The organism is Microvirga medicaginis, assembly GCF_052658925.1.
On record NZ_JBQWEL010000003.1, the window covers coordinates 1 to 15335 of the forward strand.

At 60.3% G+C, this 15335-nt stretch carries 15 protein-coding genes; 8 read left to right on the plus strand and 7 right to left on the minus strand.

Annotated elements, in window-relative coordinates:
• Positions 1 to 208: 208 nt before the first annotated feature.
• From ACUXUR_RS05185 to ACUXUR_RS05195, 3 genes are read right to left on the minus strand one after another with little or no spacing between them, the layout of a single operon-like run.
• On the minus strand, positions 209 to 484 hold the full coding sequence (locus ACUXUR_RS05185) for a hypothetical protein (protein ID WP_445501282.1): 276 nt from the start codon (positions 482 to 484) through the stop codon (positions 209 to 211).
• On the minus strand, positions 477 to 935 hold the full coding sequence (locus ACUXUR_RS05190) for a hypothetical protein (RefSeq protein WP_445501283.1): 459 nt from the start codon (positions 933 to 935) through the stop codon (positions 477 to 479). Before ACUXUR_RS05190 ends, ACUXUR_RS05185 begins: the two co-directional genes overlap by 8 nt.
• Entirely contained in the window at positions 932 to 1537 is a 606-nt protein-coding gene (locus ACUXUR_RS05195) for a hypothetical protein (RefSeq protein ID WP_445501284.1), read from the minus strand. Before ACUXUR_RS05195 ends, ACUXUR_RS05190 begins: the two co-directional genes overlap by 4 nt.
• A gap of 290 nt (positions 1538 to 1827) precedes the next feature.
• On the opposite strand from ACUXUR_RS05195, the gene ACUXUR_RS05200 reads away from it, so the two are divergent.
• From ACUXUR_RS05200 to ACUXUR_RS05210, 3 genes are read left to right on the plus strand one after another with little or no spacing between them, the layout of a single operon-like run.
• Positions 1828 to 2124, plus strand: a complete 297-nt coding sequence (locus ACUXUR_RS05200) for a hypothetical protein (protein WP_445501285.1) — start codon at positions 1828 to 1830, stop codon at positions 2122 to 2124.
• A complete protein-coding gene (locus tag ACUXUR_RS05205; protein WP_445501286.1) occupies positions 2124 to 3953 on the plus strand; it encodes an AAA family ATPase in 1830 nt (609 codons plus the stop codon). Before ACUXUR_RS05200 ends, ACUXUR_RS05205 begins: the two co-directional genes overlap by 1 nt.
• Entirely contained in the window at positions 3950 to 4948 is a 999-nt protein-coding gene (locus ACUXUR_RS05210; RefSeq protein ID WP_445501287.1) for a metallophosphoesterase, read from the plus strand. Before ACUXUR_RS05205 ends, ACUXUR_RS05210 begins: the two co-directional genes overlap by 4 nt.
• Here the strand turns inward: ACUXUR_RS05210 and ACUXUR_RS05215 are convergent.
• Entirely contained in the window at positions 4945 to 5595 is a 651-nt protein-coding gene (locus ACUXUR_RS05215) for a hypothetical protein (protein ID WP_445501288.1), read from the minus strand. The two genes, ACUXUR_RS05210 and ACUXUR_RS05215, sit on opposite strands and share 4 nt — an antisense overlap.
• A 366-nt stretch (positions 5596 to 5961) precedes the next feature.
• Here ACUXUR_RS05215 and ACUXUR_RS05220 point away from each other — a divergent pair, with 366 nt between their 5' ends.
• Complete coding sequence (locus ACUXUR_RS05220) at positions 5962 to 6630, plus strand: trna delta -isopentenylpyrophosphate transferase (RefSeq protein ID WP_445501289.1); 669 nt, start codon at positions 5962 to 5964, stop codon at positions 6628 to 6630.
• 289 nt (positions 6631 to 6919) lie between these two features.
• Here ACUXUR_RS05220 and ACUXUR_RS05225 read toward each other — a convergent pair whose 3' ends face one another.
• Positions 6920 to 8806: a glycosyltransferase gene (locus ACUXUR_RS05225; protein ID WP_445501290.1), complete on the minus strand. Its 1887-nt coding sequence runs from the start codon at positions 8804 to 8806 to the stop codon at positions 6920 to 6922.
• Positions 8807 to 8993: 187 nt separating this feature from the next.
• On the opposite strand from ACUXUR_RS05225, the gene ACUXUR_RS05230 reads away from it, so the two are divergent.
• Together ACUXUR_RS05230 and ACUXUR_RS05235 are read left to right on the plus strand one after the other, a co-directional pair.
• Complete coding sequence (locus ACUXUR_RS05230) at positions 8994 to 9758, plus strand: transporter substrate-binding domain-containing protein (RefSeq protein WP_445501654.1); 765 nt, start codon at positions 8994 to 8996, stop codon at positions 9756 to 9758.
• A 228-nt stretch (positions 9759 to 9986) separates the two neighbouring features.
• Positions 9987 to 11708, plus strand: coding sequence for a lysine--tRNA ligase (locus ACUXUR_RS05235; RefSeq protein WP_445501291.1), 1722 nt, complete (start codon positions 9987 to 9989; stop codon positions 11706 to 11708).
• Between the two features lie 60 nt (positions 11709 to 11768).
• Here ACUXUR_RS05235 and ACUXUR_RS05240 read toward each other — a convergent pair whose 3' ends face one another.
• Positions 11769 to 12401 carry a S24 family peptidase gene (locus tag ACUXUR_RS05240; protein ID WP_445501292.1) on the minus strand — a complete coding sequence of 211 codons (633 nt, stop codon included), beginning with the start codon at positions 12399 to 12401 and terminating at the stop codon, positions 11769 to 11771.
• Between the two features lie 156 nt (positions 12402 to 12557).
• Between ACUXUR_RS05240 and ACUXUR_RS05245 the strand changes: the two genes are divergently transcribed.
• Both ACUXUR_RS05245 and ACUXUR_RS05250 read left to right on the plus strand, forming a co-directional pair.
• The gene (locus tag ACUXUR_RS05245) at positions 12558 to 12902 is read left to right on the plus strand and encodes a DUF952 domain-containing protein (protein WP_445501293.1); all 345 of its coding nucleotides are present in this window, start codon (positions 12558 to 12560) and stop codon (positions 12900 to 12902) included.
• Positions 12899 to 13993, plus strand: coding sequence for a quinone-dependent dihydroorotate dehydrogenase (locus ACUXUR_RS05250; protein ID WP_445501294.1), 1095 nt, complete (start codon positions 12899 to 12901; stop codon positions 13991 to 13993). Before ACUXUR_RS05245 ends, ACUXUR_RS05250 begins: the two co-directional genes overlap by 4 nt.
• Here the strand turns inward: ACUXUR_RS05250 and ACUXUR_RS05255 are convergent.
• Entirely contained in the window at positions 13990 to 15327 is a 1338-nt protein-coding gene (locus ACUXUR_RS05255; protein WP_445501295.1) for an MATE family efflux transporter, read from the minus strand. The genes ACUXUR_RS05250 and ACUXUR_RS05255 overlap by 4 nt on opposite strands.
• Positions 15328 to 15335 lie beyond the last annotated feature (8 nt).

Genomic DNA, 15335 nt, shown 5'->3' on the forward strand with positions numbered 1-15335 from the left:
AGCTTCTCCCTTCATCTCTCCCGAACCTCGCTCGGGTCTGCTGCACTCTCCTGCCCGATAGGGGCATCGCTTAATGTTCTATATTTGTTCTATGAAAAATTCAAGAGCAAAGAGCAGGAGGTCAAATGAGGGTGAAAGGGTCGAGAAGGTGAGGGCGTGAGCGCATACAAAAAGAGCGGCACTTGGAGCGCCGCTCGTAAAATGCCTGTTACTCGGCAGCTTGAAGGTAGATCACCTTCGATTGTTCTTTCTGAACCTCGCGAAGGGTACGGGCCATGTAGGTCAGCTGCTCGATGGCCTTGTCGAGATCGGCCTTTGTGCCCTTGCTGAGATCATAGGCTTGGCGGCCGCGATAGAGGCGGTTGACTTGGCTTTCCATGTCCACGGCAGCCTCGCGGATACGATGGACGAGATTGTCGGCAATCACGTCTGCATTGGCATCGACAACGCAGAAGCCGACATCGCTTGCACGGACCTTAGACATGGGCTGAACCTCTTCTTGTTGTTTCTTTCTCAAGCGCGGCCTTGTCGCGAAGCTCACCGTAAAGACCGAGCCGGCGCGCCAGGGAATGCTTCGTCACCGGCCCTATTCCAGGAAGCGTGCCTAAAAAGCGGAGCTTGTCGGAGCTCGCGGTGTAGCTGCGAAAGAGCTTTTCGCGCTCACGCCAGACCTGGTCGATCGCCGTAGCCTTGGCCGGATGGCGGAAGCCCACACGCGACGTGGAGCCGAACTCGAGCGCACGCATGCAGCGCTCAAAAGTGCGGCGTCCAACGCTTGGCGTCACGCTGGCATGACAGATCGTGGCAATCACACGCTGAGCAAAGTCCTCCGCCGTCTCGGGCGCAGAGCAATCCATGTCGGACGCATCGCGGTGCGTTGTGCTCCAACCAAGGAGAGATTGCTCATTGTGCCTGAAGCTCGGCATATCCATCATCGTATGTTCCAGGCAGCTTGCAGCAGCCGAACCAGCTTCGTTCCTGTCCTGCGAATCCGATACGGCGCTTGCCATACGGGAGACGGATCTCTCTCTATGGTGTAGCGAGCAGAGCGGATGCGTGGACTTGTCGAAAAGGGGCGCGCGCCTGTCTGGCCGCGCATGCGCCAACTCTCGTCGAGCTTGCGGAAACCCTCGTCCTGCAAGAGTTTTTCGGAAGAACCCGACTGCAGAGAGATGGGTATTCGTGCCTCGCCTTGCAAGGCTTGCGATGTCATAGGAGCAGGATTTCGTGAGATCCGTTCGACCTGCGGCCAAGCTGAAATCTCGCTTCGTGCAACCTTGAAGGTCTGCGCGAGTTCTGCGCCGGTTTCAATATTGTAGACGGAAGCTGCGCAGGAGAAGGCTTCCGTGAACGGTGCCATTGCGCACCAGCTCTTCTCCGCCATGTGCAACGGCCAAGTCCACAATCCGTCCTCGCGACGCTGGCCAAGGCTCTCGCGCTCGATGAAGTAGCCGGTTGTCTTGTGCTCCAGACCTTCTCCCGTCACGAGCCATTCCTCGTTCTCGAAGATCGGGTGCACGTCCATCATGGGGGTCATACCAGCATCCTTCCAGCGAGGAACTCACTTGACTCCAGAGTGTCACGCGCGAAGCAACATCGGCTTGATACGCGAACAAAACAAGAACATAATGCCAGACGGTAAAGTGTCAAGCAAAGTTCGTTGTGTGGGACTGTAATCTTGGAGTAACGGACATTATCTGGAGGTCTGGATGGCAGGATTGAAGAGATGGTCCGCAATCCAGAGCGAAATAAGGCGAAGAAGTTGCGACGAAATACCGCCGTCGTAAACTGAAGCTAGACCATTCATCTGCAGCGGAGCCATTCCCGATGACGAGCCTCACACGCCTGGAATCAGATAGCCTCAGGCGTCTCGAAGATCTGCGCAAAACTTTCGATAGGCTGCGGGCGGAACGTATCCGTGCCGAAGGCGAGGTCGAGCGCCTCGCGCGCGATCTCGAGGAGGCGCAGAAGCTCGCCAAGGCTGAGCTCGGTTCCGACGACGAGGTGGAGATTCAAAATCTTATCGAAGCGACGATTGCGCAAAATGCCAAGCTGGTCGAAGAATTCAGTGCAGCCCTGCGCGAGGTGGAAGCGCGCCTGCAGCAGCTCGGAGAAGAGCGTTGATGGACCGCTCCATCGAGCATGATGTCGCTCGCGCGGAAGCCTCTCTCGCGCGTCTCGAGGGACGACGCGATGCGATTGCCTTGCGTGTTTCCGATCTGACACGCGAGATCGAGCTCGCGAAGGGGCGCCTTGCGGTCAAGGACGAGGTGGAAGCCTTCATCGAGGCGGTGCATGGCAGCGCCAGCCGCCGCAATCTGGCTGCCTTCGAGACATTGCTGACGGCTCTCGTGCAGGAGGTTTTGCCCGGCGAAAAGCCTGTGGCGCTGGAACTGTCGACGGAGCGCGGCCTTGCTTCACTCGATATCTGCGTACGCCGTCCGGATGGCACGCTGGAGGACGTGCTGGAGGACAATGGCGGTGCGCTTACCAATGTGATCGGCATGGCGCTGCGCCTGATTGCCGTCGTGAAGGCGGATGTGGCGCGCTTCCTTGCGCTCGACGAAGCCGATTGCTGGATCGCGCCAGACCGCGTCTCGTCCTTCTATAAGGTTCTGGAGGATGGCGCGGCTCGGCTCGGCGTGCAGTGCTTCGCCGTGTCCCACCACGATCTGGCGCAGTTCTCAGACAAGTTCCACATCGCGCGCATCGTCGGCGAGCCGATCTCTGGCGTCACAGTGCAATCCGCCGATTGCAGCGCGGCTTGGGACGAAACGCAGCCGGGCCTGCGTTTCGTTCGTCTCGTCAATGTGCAGGCTTACAAGGACGCGACGCTGTCCTTGAGCCCCGGCGTGAATGCGCTGATTGGGCCGAACAATCGCGGCAAGTCCACCTTCATCCGCGCGCTGCGCGCGGTCTTCTATGGGGAAGCCCGCGACAGTCTCGTGCGCGCCGGTGCAAAATCCTCAGCCGTTGAGATCGGCGTGGCAGGCAAGCGCACCTTGCGCTTCACACGCCAGCCGCGCCGCTCGCCGGTGAATATCTGGTCTCTTCACGAGGCGGATGGTTCCGTCGTAGAGGAGAGGGGCATGCGCTACGAGACCGGCGGGCGCAACGTGCCGGACTGGGTGAGCGAGCTCTTCCGCATTACCAAGGTGGAAGATCTTGATGTCCATATCGCGCATCAGAAATTCCCCGTGTTCCTGCTCGGCGAAACGGCGTCTCGTCGCTCCGCTGTCCTCTCTATCGGTCAGGAGGCGAGTTACATCCGCGACATGCTCGTGATCCATCGAGAACGCTGCGCGAGAGACAACGCGACCGTTCGTAATGGCGAGCGGGAGCTGGCTGCGTTGCAGGACAGGCTTGCAAGCTTCGAGGAGATCGGAGGTCTCAAAGGCAGGCTCGCTGCCATTCGCGAGCAAGCGCGGCAGATCAGAGCTGCTTCCGATCACTTGCAGAGCCTGCAGGATCATGCGGCGCGGCAGGCATGTCTCAAAAGGCAGCTCACGAAAGCGCAGGCACGGGTGGAAGCCATGAACATGTTGCCGCAGTCGGAGCGGATGGCTGATCTGACACGCCGGGTCGAGCACGCCCGTGAACGCGAGCGCATCGGCCGTCAGGTGCTCCAGCTTGGTAAGGAGCTGATATCGAGTAAGGCCCGCTTGGCTTCACTTCAACCCATGCCGGATGCGGTGCCGACCTTTGAAAGCACGACACCTGCACAAGACATCCTGAAGCGTCTCACCGATCTTCGCAGCGCCGCCCTTATCGCCAAGAGCCGGATGGCGAAGATCGATGAGGGTCTGAAATCCGTGCAGGCCGAGATGGCGCTCTTTGTCGAAGAGACCGGCGGGCTTTGCCCAACCTGCGGCTCTCCGGTGAGCGCGGATAATCTCTTGGACCATCACGCCCATTCCTCAAACGTCTCGCCGTCGGAGCGGCTGACTGCATGATCTTATCCGGTGATCGTCTCCCGCCTGTGGCCTGCAACGGCCTTCTCATAATCGGCGATCCGCATGTGGGCTCGCGCCGTCCCGGGCGGCGCAAGGATGTCGTGTGGCCACAGGCGGTGATCGGTAAGCTCGAGCGTTGCGTCGCCATTGCCAACGAGCGGGGGCTCGCGCCCGTGATCCTCGGTGATCTCTTCGACAGGCCTGTGGAGCCGGATGAAGCGCTGAAGAACCAGCTTATCCGCATTCTCAAGAGTTTTCGTCATCGCCCGCTCGTGAACGTGGGCAATCATGACATCCAGCACACGACTCTCACCGACAGCGATACGCTGGCGCTGCTGGGCTTGTGCGATGTGGTCGATGTGGTGGCCGCCTCCGCGCCTGTGGTCGAGTTCCAGATCGGCACGCGGCGTCTTGGGGTAGGAATGACGCCTTACGGGCAAGCGATCCCCACCAATGCGCGCGGCTCTTTCACGGGCGTTGATCTCCACGCCTGGTTCACGCATCACGACATCGCTTTCGATGGCGGCTATCCGGGGGCAGTGCCTCCCTTCGCGGTGGAAGGCTGCGACGTTCTCATCAACGGGCACATCCACAAGACGCAGAAGACGATTACAGCCGGGCGTACACGCTGGCTCAATCCGGGCAACATCAACCGTCAGTCGGTCGATCTCGCGGATCACGTCCCGCGCGCCTGGATTCTCGATGCAAGTGGTGAGCTCGAGGCGCAGGAACTACCCTATGAGCGCAACGTGTTCGATCTCACGGGACGCATCGTCGAGGCGGCTGACGGCGGCGTGGTGGCGCGTGAAGTGGAGAGTGCTTTCGTCACGCTGCTGCAGGCGGAATCCTCAACCGAATTGAAACGCAGCGGCGATGGCTCCATCGTGCGCGATGAGATTGAAGCGAGGTTTGCTGAGGATAATACGCCTGATGCGGTGCGCGCCATCGTGCGCTCGCTCCTGAGCGAGGCGGTGGAGCGGCACGCTCAGTCTTAGAACGAGAAAGGATCCGTGAAGGGCAGGCGGCGGCGACGCACCTGCGTTTCCGGCAGGATGGGACGGCTGATGTCGACTGCAATCAATCCCTCGCAGGCAAGCGCCAGAACGGCAGCCACGCCGTCCTGCGTGTTCATGACGGCCCCCGCGCAGTCGACGAGGCGCATGGTGCCGACCTCATCGAGTTGGTGAAGAATGCGCACCCGGTCACCGGCCGTCACGGGGGTGCGCCTGCAGGCCGTGATGAGGCGCACCGTCGTGAAGCGCGGCTCGGCGCGGATGCTGGCGGCAGTCTCGATAGAGAAGTGGCGACCATCTTCCGCAGCAAGGCCGTGGATCGCGGCCGTGCGGAGCGGATGCGTCAGCAGGTCCTCGTCCGTCAGCACATCGACGAGAAAGGATTGGCCCTCCCGCACGATTTCGAAATCCGCGATGTGCTCGATAGTGCGATCCCCAACCTGGAATTCAGACTGGTCAGCTGGCGCGCGCAGAGATTCGATCTCCGGGTCGAGTTCGCAGATGGCGAGGAAATCGGCAATCAGCGTGTTGCGCGTGAGCGGCGTTGCCAGCCGCTTCTTGGTGCGAGGCGTCCCTTGGCGGCGCTCCGAGCGTCGGTCGGAGAGGTCGAGGATTGCTGGTGCTGACATCGGGGCCTCCAGGCTGAACGAAGATCGCGCCAGACGAGGCAATCAGCGCGTTTGCGATAGATCAGTTCTTACTCTTTGATGAGGAACAAATACGGAACAAAAACCCTAAAGTCAACTCAGAAAGGGATAGGCTGATGCTTCGGGAGCTTTGCGGAGAATGCACGTCAGACCTATCGTTGAGGCAAAATGACGCTGTCTGTAAGTTGCTGTAAAATAATGTCTTTAGCGCGTTTTGAATGACTTCGTCATTGGACCAAGAGGGTGTAATCTGGTATAGAACAAATGACGAACGCTCCTGCCTTGGAAGGAGGCTTCAAGAAGAGCGTGACGACTAGTTTTGCGGGCATTGTGAGAGATAGGAACGAGATGAACACAGCAGATAAGAAAATCGCCGAGGTGCTTGCAAAATTCGACGAGCCGATGGCTGGCAACGTCTGGCGCGTCCAGGGCACGGCGGTGATCTATCACAAGACCCTGGAGCGCATCGCCGCTCAGGCTAAGATCCTCTTCGACGAGCCGAAGATCATTCGCGCCGAGCGCGATGAGGCTGTGATCCAGGTGACCGGCCGCATGGGCGAGCGTATCGAATGGTCGATCGGTGAAGCCCTCGTCGGCGTGAATTATCGCGTCTCCGGCAAGCAGGCGGCCTATGTCTACGCCATGGCCGAGAAGCGCGCGAAGGACCGCGTCATTCTCAAGCTCATCGAGCTGCACGGCTTCGTCTACTCGGAGGAAGAGGCCGACGAGTTCAAGCAGAGCCGCCCGGGATATGCGGAGCACGCTGTCGAGGCCGAACGCACCGAGCCTGAGAAGACCAAGGTCGAGGTGACGGCCGGCGGCAATGTGGAAGAGGAATTGAAGCAAAAGATCAAGAAGGCAAAGACCATCAATGCCGTGACGGATCTGATGCTGCATGCCGATACGCAGAAGCTGCTCTCCTCTCTGCCGGAGGGCATCCGTGACGAGATCCGCGATTTCGCCAAGGCACGGCTCGTGGAACTCGGTTGGCCGACCAAGAAGGCGGCTGCGGCCTGATTTTCCCATACCCAACGAGGCGGTACTAGCGCATCGTGCGGACCCGAAGGGCCGCGTCAGCGAAAAATAGACCCGGTTTTCCGAGCCCCACGATGTGCTTCTCTATGCTCTAGCCGCCTCGTTTTTTATGCGAACCTCGCTTATGATGCGTCGTCCTGGCAGAACACTATGGAGCCTTGATGCGTATCGGCACGGAACAACCCACTATTTCGGAGCGGCGGACGGGCTTGGCTCTCATCGCTGCCGCCGTCTTGTGCCTTGTGGTCTCTGGTGGCTTGCTCTGGTGGCATTATGGCGGTGCGATCTTCAATGACATGGTTCTGGCCACGTTGGCATGGTGCTTCTGAAGCATGCCTGAGCGCGAGCTCCGCGCATGGCCATGGCTGGTTTTGTTCCATTGAAAGGGTGCGGTGACGAGCTCCCACAATCCTTGCCATGCGGCGATGCTGACAAGCATGTAATAGAGTGGAAGCAGGCCGACCCAGGGAAGAAGCCGCCATAAGCGCCGTCGATGCAGAGCCACCAGGGCTGGAATGAAGAGCGAGGCCATACCGGAGACAAACAGCGTCAGGCTCTCAGCTTGCCAAAGCGCATTCCAGGTCGCCTCCGTCGACAAAGGGGTCTCCGAAAGCCAAAGGATCATGAAGAGGGCTGTGCAGAACGGATAGATGAGCGCACTCAGCGCCGCTCCCCCCGTCAGAGCCATGCCAGCATAAAACCGCCAGAAGCCGAGCTGCGACCATCCTGCAGCGGGCTTGCGGGAGTGAGAGATGCTGGTTTGCATAAAACCTTTCATCCACCGTGTGCGCTGCCGCATCCAGGCTTTGAGTGTGATAGGCGCTTCCTCGAGCGTCGAGGAGGGGAGATCGGCAACGCGATAGCCCAGGCGCGCCAAGCGGATTCCGAGATCCGCATCCTCCGTCACATTCCATGCGTCCCAACCATGGATCTTTTTGAGAATTGCGGTACGGAAATGGTTGGATGTCCCGCCGAGTGGAATGGGGCTGCCGATCTCTGCAAGGCCCGGATTGAACACGTCGAACAGGGCCGCATACTCGATGGTGAATAGCCGTGTGAGCCAGGAATCATCCGTGTTGTCGATGGTCAGTCGGGCTTGAAGACAGGCAACGTCGCGTGGCATTCGCGCGAAAGTGGAAACAGCCAGGCGCAATTGCGCCGGATCAGGCATATCCTCTGCATCATAGACAACCGTGAAGTGCCCACGCGCGAGAGGGAGAGCGACATTCAGCGCGCGCGGTTTCGTGCGCGGCTCCCCGGGCGGGGCGACGATGATTTCGATGTTGCCGGGCAAGCGAAGGGCCTTGAGTGCTCCGCGAGTATCGCGATCGTCCGCTTCGAGCACGAGTTTGATATCGAGCTTCACCGCCGGATAATCGAGCCGCTTGAGGGCTGCGATCAAACGCGGTGCGATACGACGCTCCCGATACAGCGCAACGATGATCGTATAGATCGGCAAGGCCGCATCGCTCACGCGATGGTAGGGAGCAGCTGCTCGGAGAGGATTGCTCAGGAGAGAGGTCGCCAGTCTTAAGACGACAATGCAGAGGAAGAGCGGGCTCAAGATTGAGGTCAGCAGGACCGTCGTGAGGTCTGAAGCTGCGACACCGCAGAAGGATATGACGAATGCGATCAGGGTTGCTCCTGCAATCTGGACGATGCTAGCGCCCTTGACGCTGGACAGGGTCGGCGCCGCATGGGGCAGCTCGAAGGCTGCACGATGGGCGATCGTGCGGCTTTGGGTTCTGAAGGCCGCTTGGGACAGGAGAGACGGCGCGGTGATGGCAGGGGCAGGTGCCAGGCGAGGTCCTCTGAGGAGGCGAGCCAAGGTTTGACCTTTAGGAGCCATCACGAAGCCGCTGCCATTCGCCAATGGCGCAAGTCCCGTCAGAACACTCTCAGGGTAACGGGCGTCCAGCGACAGGCGAGGGGCGGAGAGGAAAGGAAGGCGCAGCTCGGTGGCAAGGGCCCGGTAGAATTCCGTCTCCTCGACAAGTCCATGCTTCAACAGCACCTCATCGGCTGAAACGCCGGTCAATTCGGCAATCATGGCCGCATCGCGCAAAGTCTCGGGCGGGTAACCGTGATGAGCCAGAAAGCCGATCTCGACTGGCAGCGCAGTTGACTGTCTGCCTTCCTCCGCTAGACCCTGCCTCATGCGTGATGAACGCTCCTGAGGCGTGTTCGCGGGTGATGCAGAGCAACGGGCAAGAGAGTATCGTCTTTATATGTATTATATCATAACAACCGTTACTTGTTTTGCGCACAAGATCAAGTCGTCCTGGTTGCCGGCGGTGGTCTTATTCCTTGCTGCCCTGGTCGGAGCCGCCCATGCTCAAACCGTCATGATCCCGAATTTCTGGGATCCGAAGGCACAGCTCGAACGCCCGGAAATCCCGACTTCGAGGACGATCCGCTTTCTCGTCGATGACGATTTCCCGCCCCTGCATTTCCCTGGGCTCGACGGGACGCCCACCGGCTTTTCGGTCGAGCTTGCGCGAGCGGCGTGCGAGAGGCTGGGACTGACCTGTACTGTCCAGGTTCGCCGGTTCGATTCTTTGCTCAACGCGCTCAGCGAAAAGCAGGGTGATGTGGTGGCCGCCGCCATTCCGATTACGGCCGATCTGCGCCAGCGCTTTGCCGTCACGGCCCCTTACTTCAAGATCCCGGCGCGGCTCGTTACAAAGTCTGTTCAGATAAAGGATAACCCGGCGTTTACGCCCAAGCTCCTTCAAGGCAAGACCATCGGCGTGGTCGAGGGCACGGTCCACGAGGCGTTCGTCAAGGCCTTCATGCAGGGTTCCACCCTCAAACCCTACCCGGAACTGACGGCGGCCGAGGCTGCTCTCAAGAGCGGTGCGGTCGACTATATCTTTGCCGATGGTTTAAGCCTCGCCCTCTGGATCGGCGGCGAGGATGCTGAAGGGTGCTGCGTCTTTGCAGGCGGCCCTCATCTGGAGAGCCGCTTCTTCGGGGAGGGGATCGGCTTCATCGCGCGAGCCGAGGACGACGCCTTACACCGTGCCCTGGATTATGCTCTGCAGCAGCTCTGGAACGAGGGCAAATACGCCGAGCTCTACTTGCGGTTCTTTCCCATCAGCCCTTTCTAGAGCTGGATTTAAGCCTCTGGGAGCCTTGACCCATACGGGTCTCGTCCTTTGCGCATCGTGCGGATCCCGCGGGCCGCGCTAGCGAAAAATGGCCCTGGTTTTCTGCAATCAACGATGCGCGGATTGAGAAAATCAGCATCGAATGGGTCCCAAAAGTGCATTCCACTTTTGGATCCGATGCTCTAGTGTGCCGCGCTTCTGGAAGCATTTTCCTTGAAACATAGGCCCATGTCTCGAACCCTTTCTCTCGACCCCGCTCTTATTGAAGCCGCTCAGACTGCGACCGCTTGGCCTTTCGAAGAGGCCCGCAAGCTCGTGGAACGGCTCAAACGGACGGGCAAGAAGGAGGCTCTGTTCGAGACCGGCTATGGCCCCTCAGGCTTGCCGCATATCGGCACCTTCGGCGAGGTGGCCCGCACCAGTATGGTGCGCCATGCCTTCCGCATCCTGACGGGCGACACTATCCCAACTCGGCTTTTTGCCTTCTCGGACGATATGGACGGCCTGCGCAAGGTGCCGGACAATGTCCCGAACAAGGAGCTGCTCACGGCTGCGCTCGGCAAGCCGCTGACCCAGGTGCCGGACCCGTTCGGCACCCATGAGAGCTTCGCGCACCACAACAACGCGCGCCTGCGCGAATTCCTCGACGCCTTCGGCTTCGATTACGAGTTCAAGTCGGCGACCGAGTGCTACAAGTCGGGCGTCTTCGACAAGACGCTGCTCACGGTGCTCGAGCGCTATGATGCGGTGATGGCGATCATGCTGCCGTCGCTGCGCGAGGAGCGCCAGCAATCCTATTCCCCGTTCCTGCCGATTCACCCGAAGACGGGCATCGTGATGCAGGTGGCAATTGATGAGCGCAAGCTCGACGCCGGCACCATCGTCTGGCGCGATCCCGAGACGGGCGAGCGCTTCGAGACGCCGGTGACGGGTGGGCACTCCAAGCTGCAATGGAAGCCCGACTGGGCCATGCGCTGGGTGGCGCTTGGCGTCGATTACGAGATGGCGGGCAAGGACCTCATCGATAGCGTGAAGCTCTCGGGCGAGATCGCCAAGGCGCTCGGCGGCCTGCCGCCGGAGGGCTTCAACTACGAGCTCTTCCTCGACGAGAAGGGCCAGAAGATCTCCAAGTCCAAGGGCAATGGCCTCACTATCGACGAGTGGTTGACCTACGGCACGCCTGACAGCCTCGCCCTCTTCATGTTCAACAAGCCGCGCGAGGCGAAGAAGCTCTATTTCGACGTGATTCCGCGTCAGGTGGACGATTACCTGACCTTCCTGGAGAAATATCCGGCGCAGGACGCCAAGGCGCGCCTGATGAATCCGGTCTGGCACATCCATGCGGGCGAGCCGCCGGCTCCCGAGCTGGTGTCGTCCGGCGGCGCCAACCAGCCCGGCACGACGATTTCCTTCTCGATGCTGCTCAACTTGGTGGCGGTGGCGAACTCGGAAGATCCGGCGGTGCTCTGGGGCTTCATCCGCCGCTATGCGCCGGGCGTTTCGCCCGAGACGCATCCGCGCCTCGACAGCCTCGTAAAGCGCGCCGTGCGCTATTTCGAGGATTTCGTGAAGCCGCAGAAGACCTATCGTCTGGCGGACGAGGTCGAGGCTGCCTCCCTGAAGCGTCTGAGCGACGTACTGGCCTCGTTCGAAACCGGCGAGCGTCCTGCGACGGCAGAGGCGATCCAGGAAGAGATCTACAATGTCGGCCGGGCCGAGCCGCGCTATCAGGACCTCAAGGCCAAGGGCGCAACTCCCGAGCGTCCCGGTGTGTCCATCGAGTGGTTCAACACGATCTATCAGGTGCTGTTGGGCGAGCCGCGCGGTCCCCGCTTCGGCTCGTTCGTTGCGCTCTATGGCGTAAAGGAAACGCGGGCGCTCATCGCAAAGGCTTTGGCCGGTGACCTCGTGCGTGAACACGAGGCTTTCCTGAAATCGCGGGCGGCTTAGGGGCATCGGACCCAAAAGAGGAATGCACTTTAGGGTGCGATCCGACGCGTTGCCGGGTTCTTACTGACGCGCCCACATGATGCGGGCGGTCCAGGCGATCTCTTCGGTGGGAATCGCCTTGTCTTCGCTGTCCTTGGTGAGGGCTGCCAGCTCCAGGGTCTTGGCCGAGCGGCGCTTGAGCTCCTGCGCGAAAATCTCTCCCTTCGTGGTGCATACGACCACGCGGTCACCCTTGCGCGGGCTTGCGGTCGGCGAAACGATGAGAACATCACCGTCGCGATAGAGCGGCGCCATGGCGTCGCCGGTCACCTCGAGAGCAAAAACCTTCTCCTGGCCGAAATCGGGGAACTCGATCTCATCCCAACCCGGGCCACCGGTCGGAAGGCCCTCATCGGTCAGGATCTTGCCGGCACTGGCCTGCGCCATGCCGATCATTGGGATCATGGAGCGGCGCAAGGAGCCAGAGGGCTCGACGAGGCGCAGGAAATCCTCCAACGTCGCTCCCGTGGCACGCAGGATTTTCGAAATGGATTCCGTCGAGGGCCAGCGCTCCCGGCCTTCGGGGCTGACACGTTTCGACTTGTTGAAACTGGTGGCATCGAGGCCGGCTTTACGTGCCAGCCCGGATGCGGTCATTCCGTGGCGGGCGGCAAGTGCATCGATGGCGGCCCAAACGCGCTCGTGAGATAACATCGTACTGACCTTCGCAAAGGAGCGAAAAATAGCTGAAAGCGAACTTATGCCTAGGAATTAAGGTTGTTCTATGGCCCGTGCAACATGCAAGAGTTCCTTGGGTCAACATGTCTAATCTGAGTTGCTCCAGAAGCAGCGTCTAGTTATCGGTCTTTCATGCACATCATCTACAAAATATGCCCTGAAACCCTTTGGCATGAGGCAGAAAGGGTAAATTCCTTTACAGGAGCACCCATCGATATACAGGATGGATACCTCCATTTTTCCACGGCAAAACAGGTGAAAGAGACGGCCGACAAACACTTCGCCGGACAAACGAATCTCCTGTTGATCGCTATCGATGCTGATAAACTTGGTCCAGCCTTACGATATGAGCCGTCGCGGGGAGGAGATCTCTTTCCCCATCTTTATGCGCCGCTTGCCTTGTCTGCCGTCCTGTGGGTAAAGCCGCTGCTACTCGGCCTCGATGGCCGCCACGTTTTTCCGGATCTTGATTCATGATCGGCGCGCTTTTCTCCCTCGCGAAACCTGCTCTGCATGCGCTCGATGCGGAGACGGCGCACCATCTGACGATCCGCAGTCTGTCCCTGATGCCGATTACACCTGCACCGAGGGACGATGCTCGTTTGGCAATCGATGTCTTCGGCCGTCATTTCCCCAATCCGGTGGGGCTTGCCGCCGGCTTCGACAAGCAATGTGAGGTGCCCGACCAGCTTCTGTCCCTCGGCTTCGGTTTCGTGGAGCTCGGTGGCGTCGTGCCCAAGCCTCAAGCCGGCAACCCACGTCCACGTGTCTTCCGGCTCACGCAGGACGAGGCCGTCATCAATCGCTTCGGCCTCAACAGCGATGGGTTGGAGATCGTGCGTCAGCGTCTTTCTCGACGACACGAACGTCCCGGCGTCGTTGGCGTGAATATCGGTGCGAACAAGGAATCCTCTGATCGTATTGCTGATTACGTCACCTGCGTTCAGGGCCTCTGCGGCCTCGTCGATTTTCTCACGATCAACGTGTCGTCCCCTAACACACCGGGCTTGCGTGACTTGCAGGGAGAGGCATTTCTCGACGATCTGCTCGCCCGCTGCATCGATGCACGCAACAAGGCCGATGAGGGGCGCAGGAAAACGACCATTCTGCTGAAGATAGCGCCCGACATCTCGCTTGAGACCCTCGATGCCATTGTGGCAACGGCGCTCAATCGCGGCATCGATGGCCTCACCATTTCCAACACGACCATCGCTCGGCCCGAGACTTTGAAAGAGAAGGCCCTTGCCAACGAGACCGGGGGGCTCTCCGGAAAGCCGCTCTTCGTGCCATCAACCAAGCTGTTGGCCGAAACATATCTTCGTGTGGAGCGCAAGCTCCCGCTCATCGGTGTCGGCGGCGTCGATTCAGCCGAGGCCGCCTGGGCGAAGATCCGCGCGGGCGCAAGCCTCGTGCAGCTTTACTCCGCGATGGTCTATAAAGGCCCCGGTCTGATCGGCGATATCAAGCGCGGATTGCTGCAAAAGATCGAGCGGGAGAAGACATCGCTCGCGCAAGTTATCGGGCGAGATGCTGCTGCCATCGCCAAGGGGCGGTTCCAAACATCTTAAGTGAGGCGGGCGAATGTCTTCTTTATCAGCCGCGGATAAAGCACGGCTTGGCCAATTCCGCGTGTGCTCAGGAAGATGAGCAGCGCGATCCAGAGCACCGTATTGCCGAGAGTGGCGGCTGCCAACAGGGTGGCTGCATAGATCGCGAAGGCGATGACCATGAGATCGCGCATCGCCTTTGTCCAAGTCGCACCCGTATAGATTCCGTCGAAGGCAAAGGCGACAGCGCCGAAGAACGGCGTGAGAGCTGCGAAGATCATATACTCACGCGCGTAGACACGCACGTCGGGATTGGTCGATACGAAGTCGATGAACAATCCCCCACCGATCAGGAAGATTGCTGAAACGGCAAGGCCGAACCCCAGGCTCCAGCCGAGGCTCAGGTGGATGGCGCGGCGGAAGCCGCGCTCATCGCGAGCGCCGATACTCTGACCGCAGAGTGTCTCGGCGGCGGTGGCGAAGCCGTCGAGGAAATAGCCGCCGATCAGGAACATGTTGTAGAGCACCGCATTCGCGGCGAGCGTCACGTCACCCGCGCGGGCGCCCAAAGCGCTGAAGATCGAAAAGGCCAGGATCAACGCCACGTTGCGGATTATGATGTCCCGGTTCATGGCAAGCGTCTGCAGGATTGCAGCGCGGTTCAGCACCTCGGCCCAGGTCACGGCAAGCGGGTTCGAGCCCAGGCGGCGCAGCACAAGGATGCCGAGACCCGCGCCCAAAACTTCCGACATCGCCGTGCCGATGGCGGCGCCTGCGATGCCAAGGTTGAGGATCAGCACGAGGCCTGCCGTCAGCAGGATATTCGCGACATTGATGGCGACCTGCAGCAACAGGCCGAGATCCGTGCGGCCCCGCCCGAGCGTCGAGCCGAGAATGACATAGTTCGCAAGCGTAAAAGGTGCAGCCCAGATGCGGATGAAGAAATAGGTGGAGAGGGCCGCCGTCACCGCCTCGCTCGCCCCGGCGGCGTAAAAGGAGAGGGCGCCGATAGGCCATTGCAGCAGGATCAGCAGGAGACCCGTCATCCCGGCCACCAGGAAGGCGCGGGCGAGCGTCAGATCGACCTCATGCTTGTTGCCGGCACCCGTCGCCTGGGCGGTGAGGCCAGCGGTTGCCATGCGCAGCGAGCCGAAGCTCCAGAACACGAAGTCGAAGATCACGGCGCCGAGCGCCACGGCACCGAGGAGGTGTGCTTCACCGAGCCGACCGATCACCGTCGCGTCGACGAGGCCCAGCAGGGGCGTCGTCACATGCGACAGGGTCATCGGCAGGGCAAGAGCCAGGATGCGCCGGTGAGAAACCTCGGGGCGATGGGCGTTCAAGGAACCGTGCATGGATACGC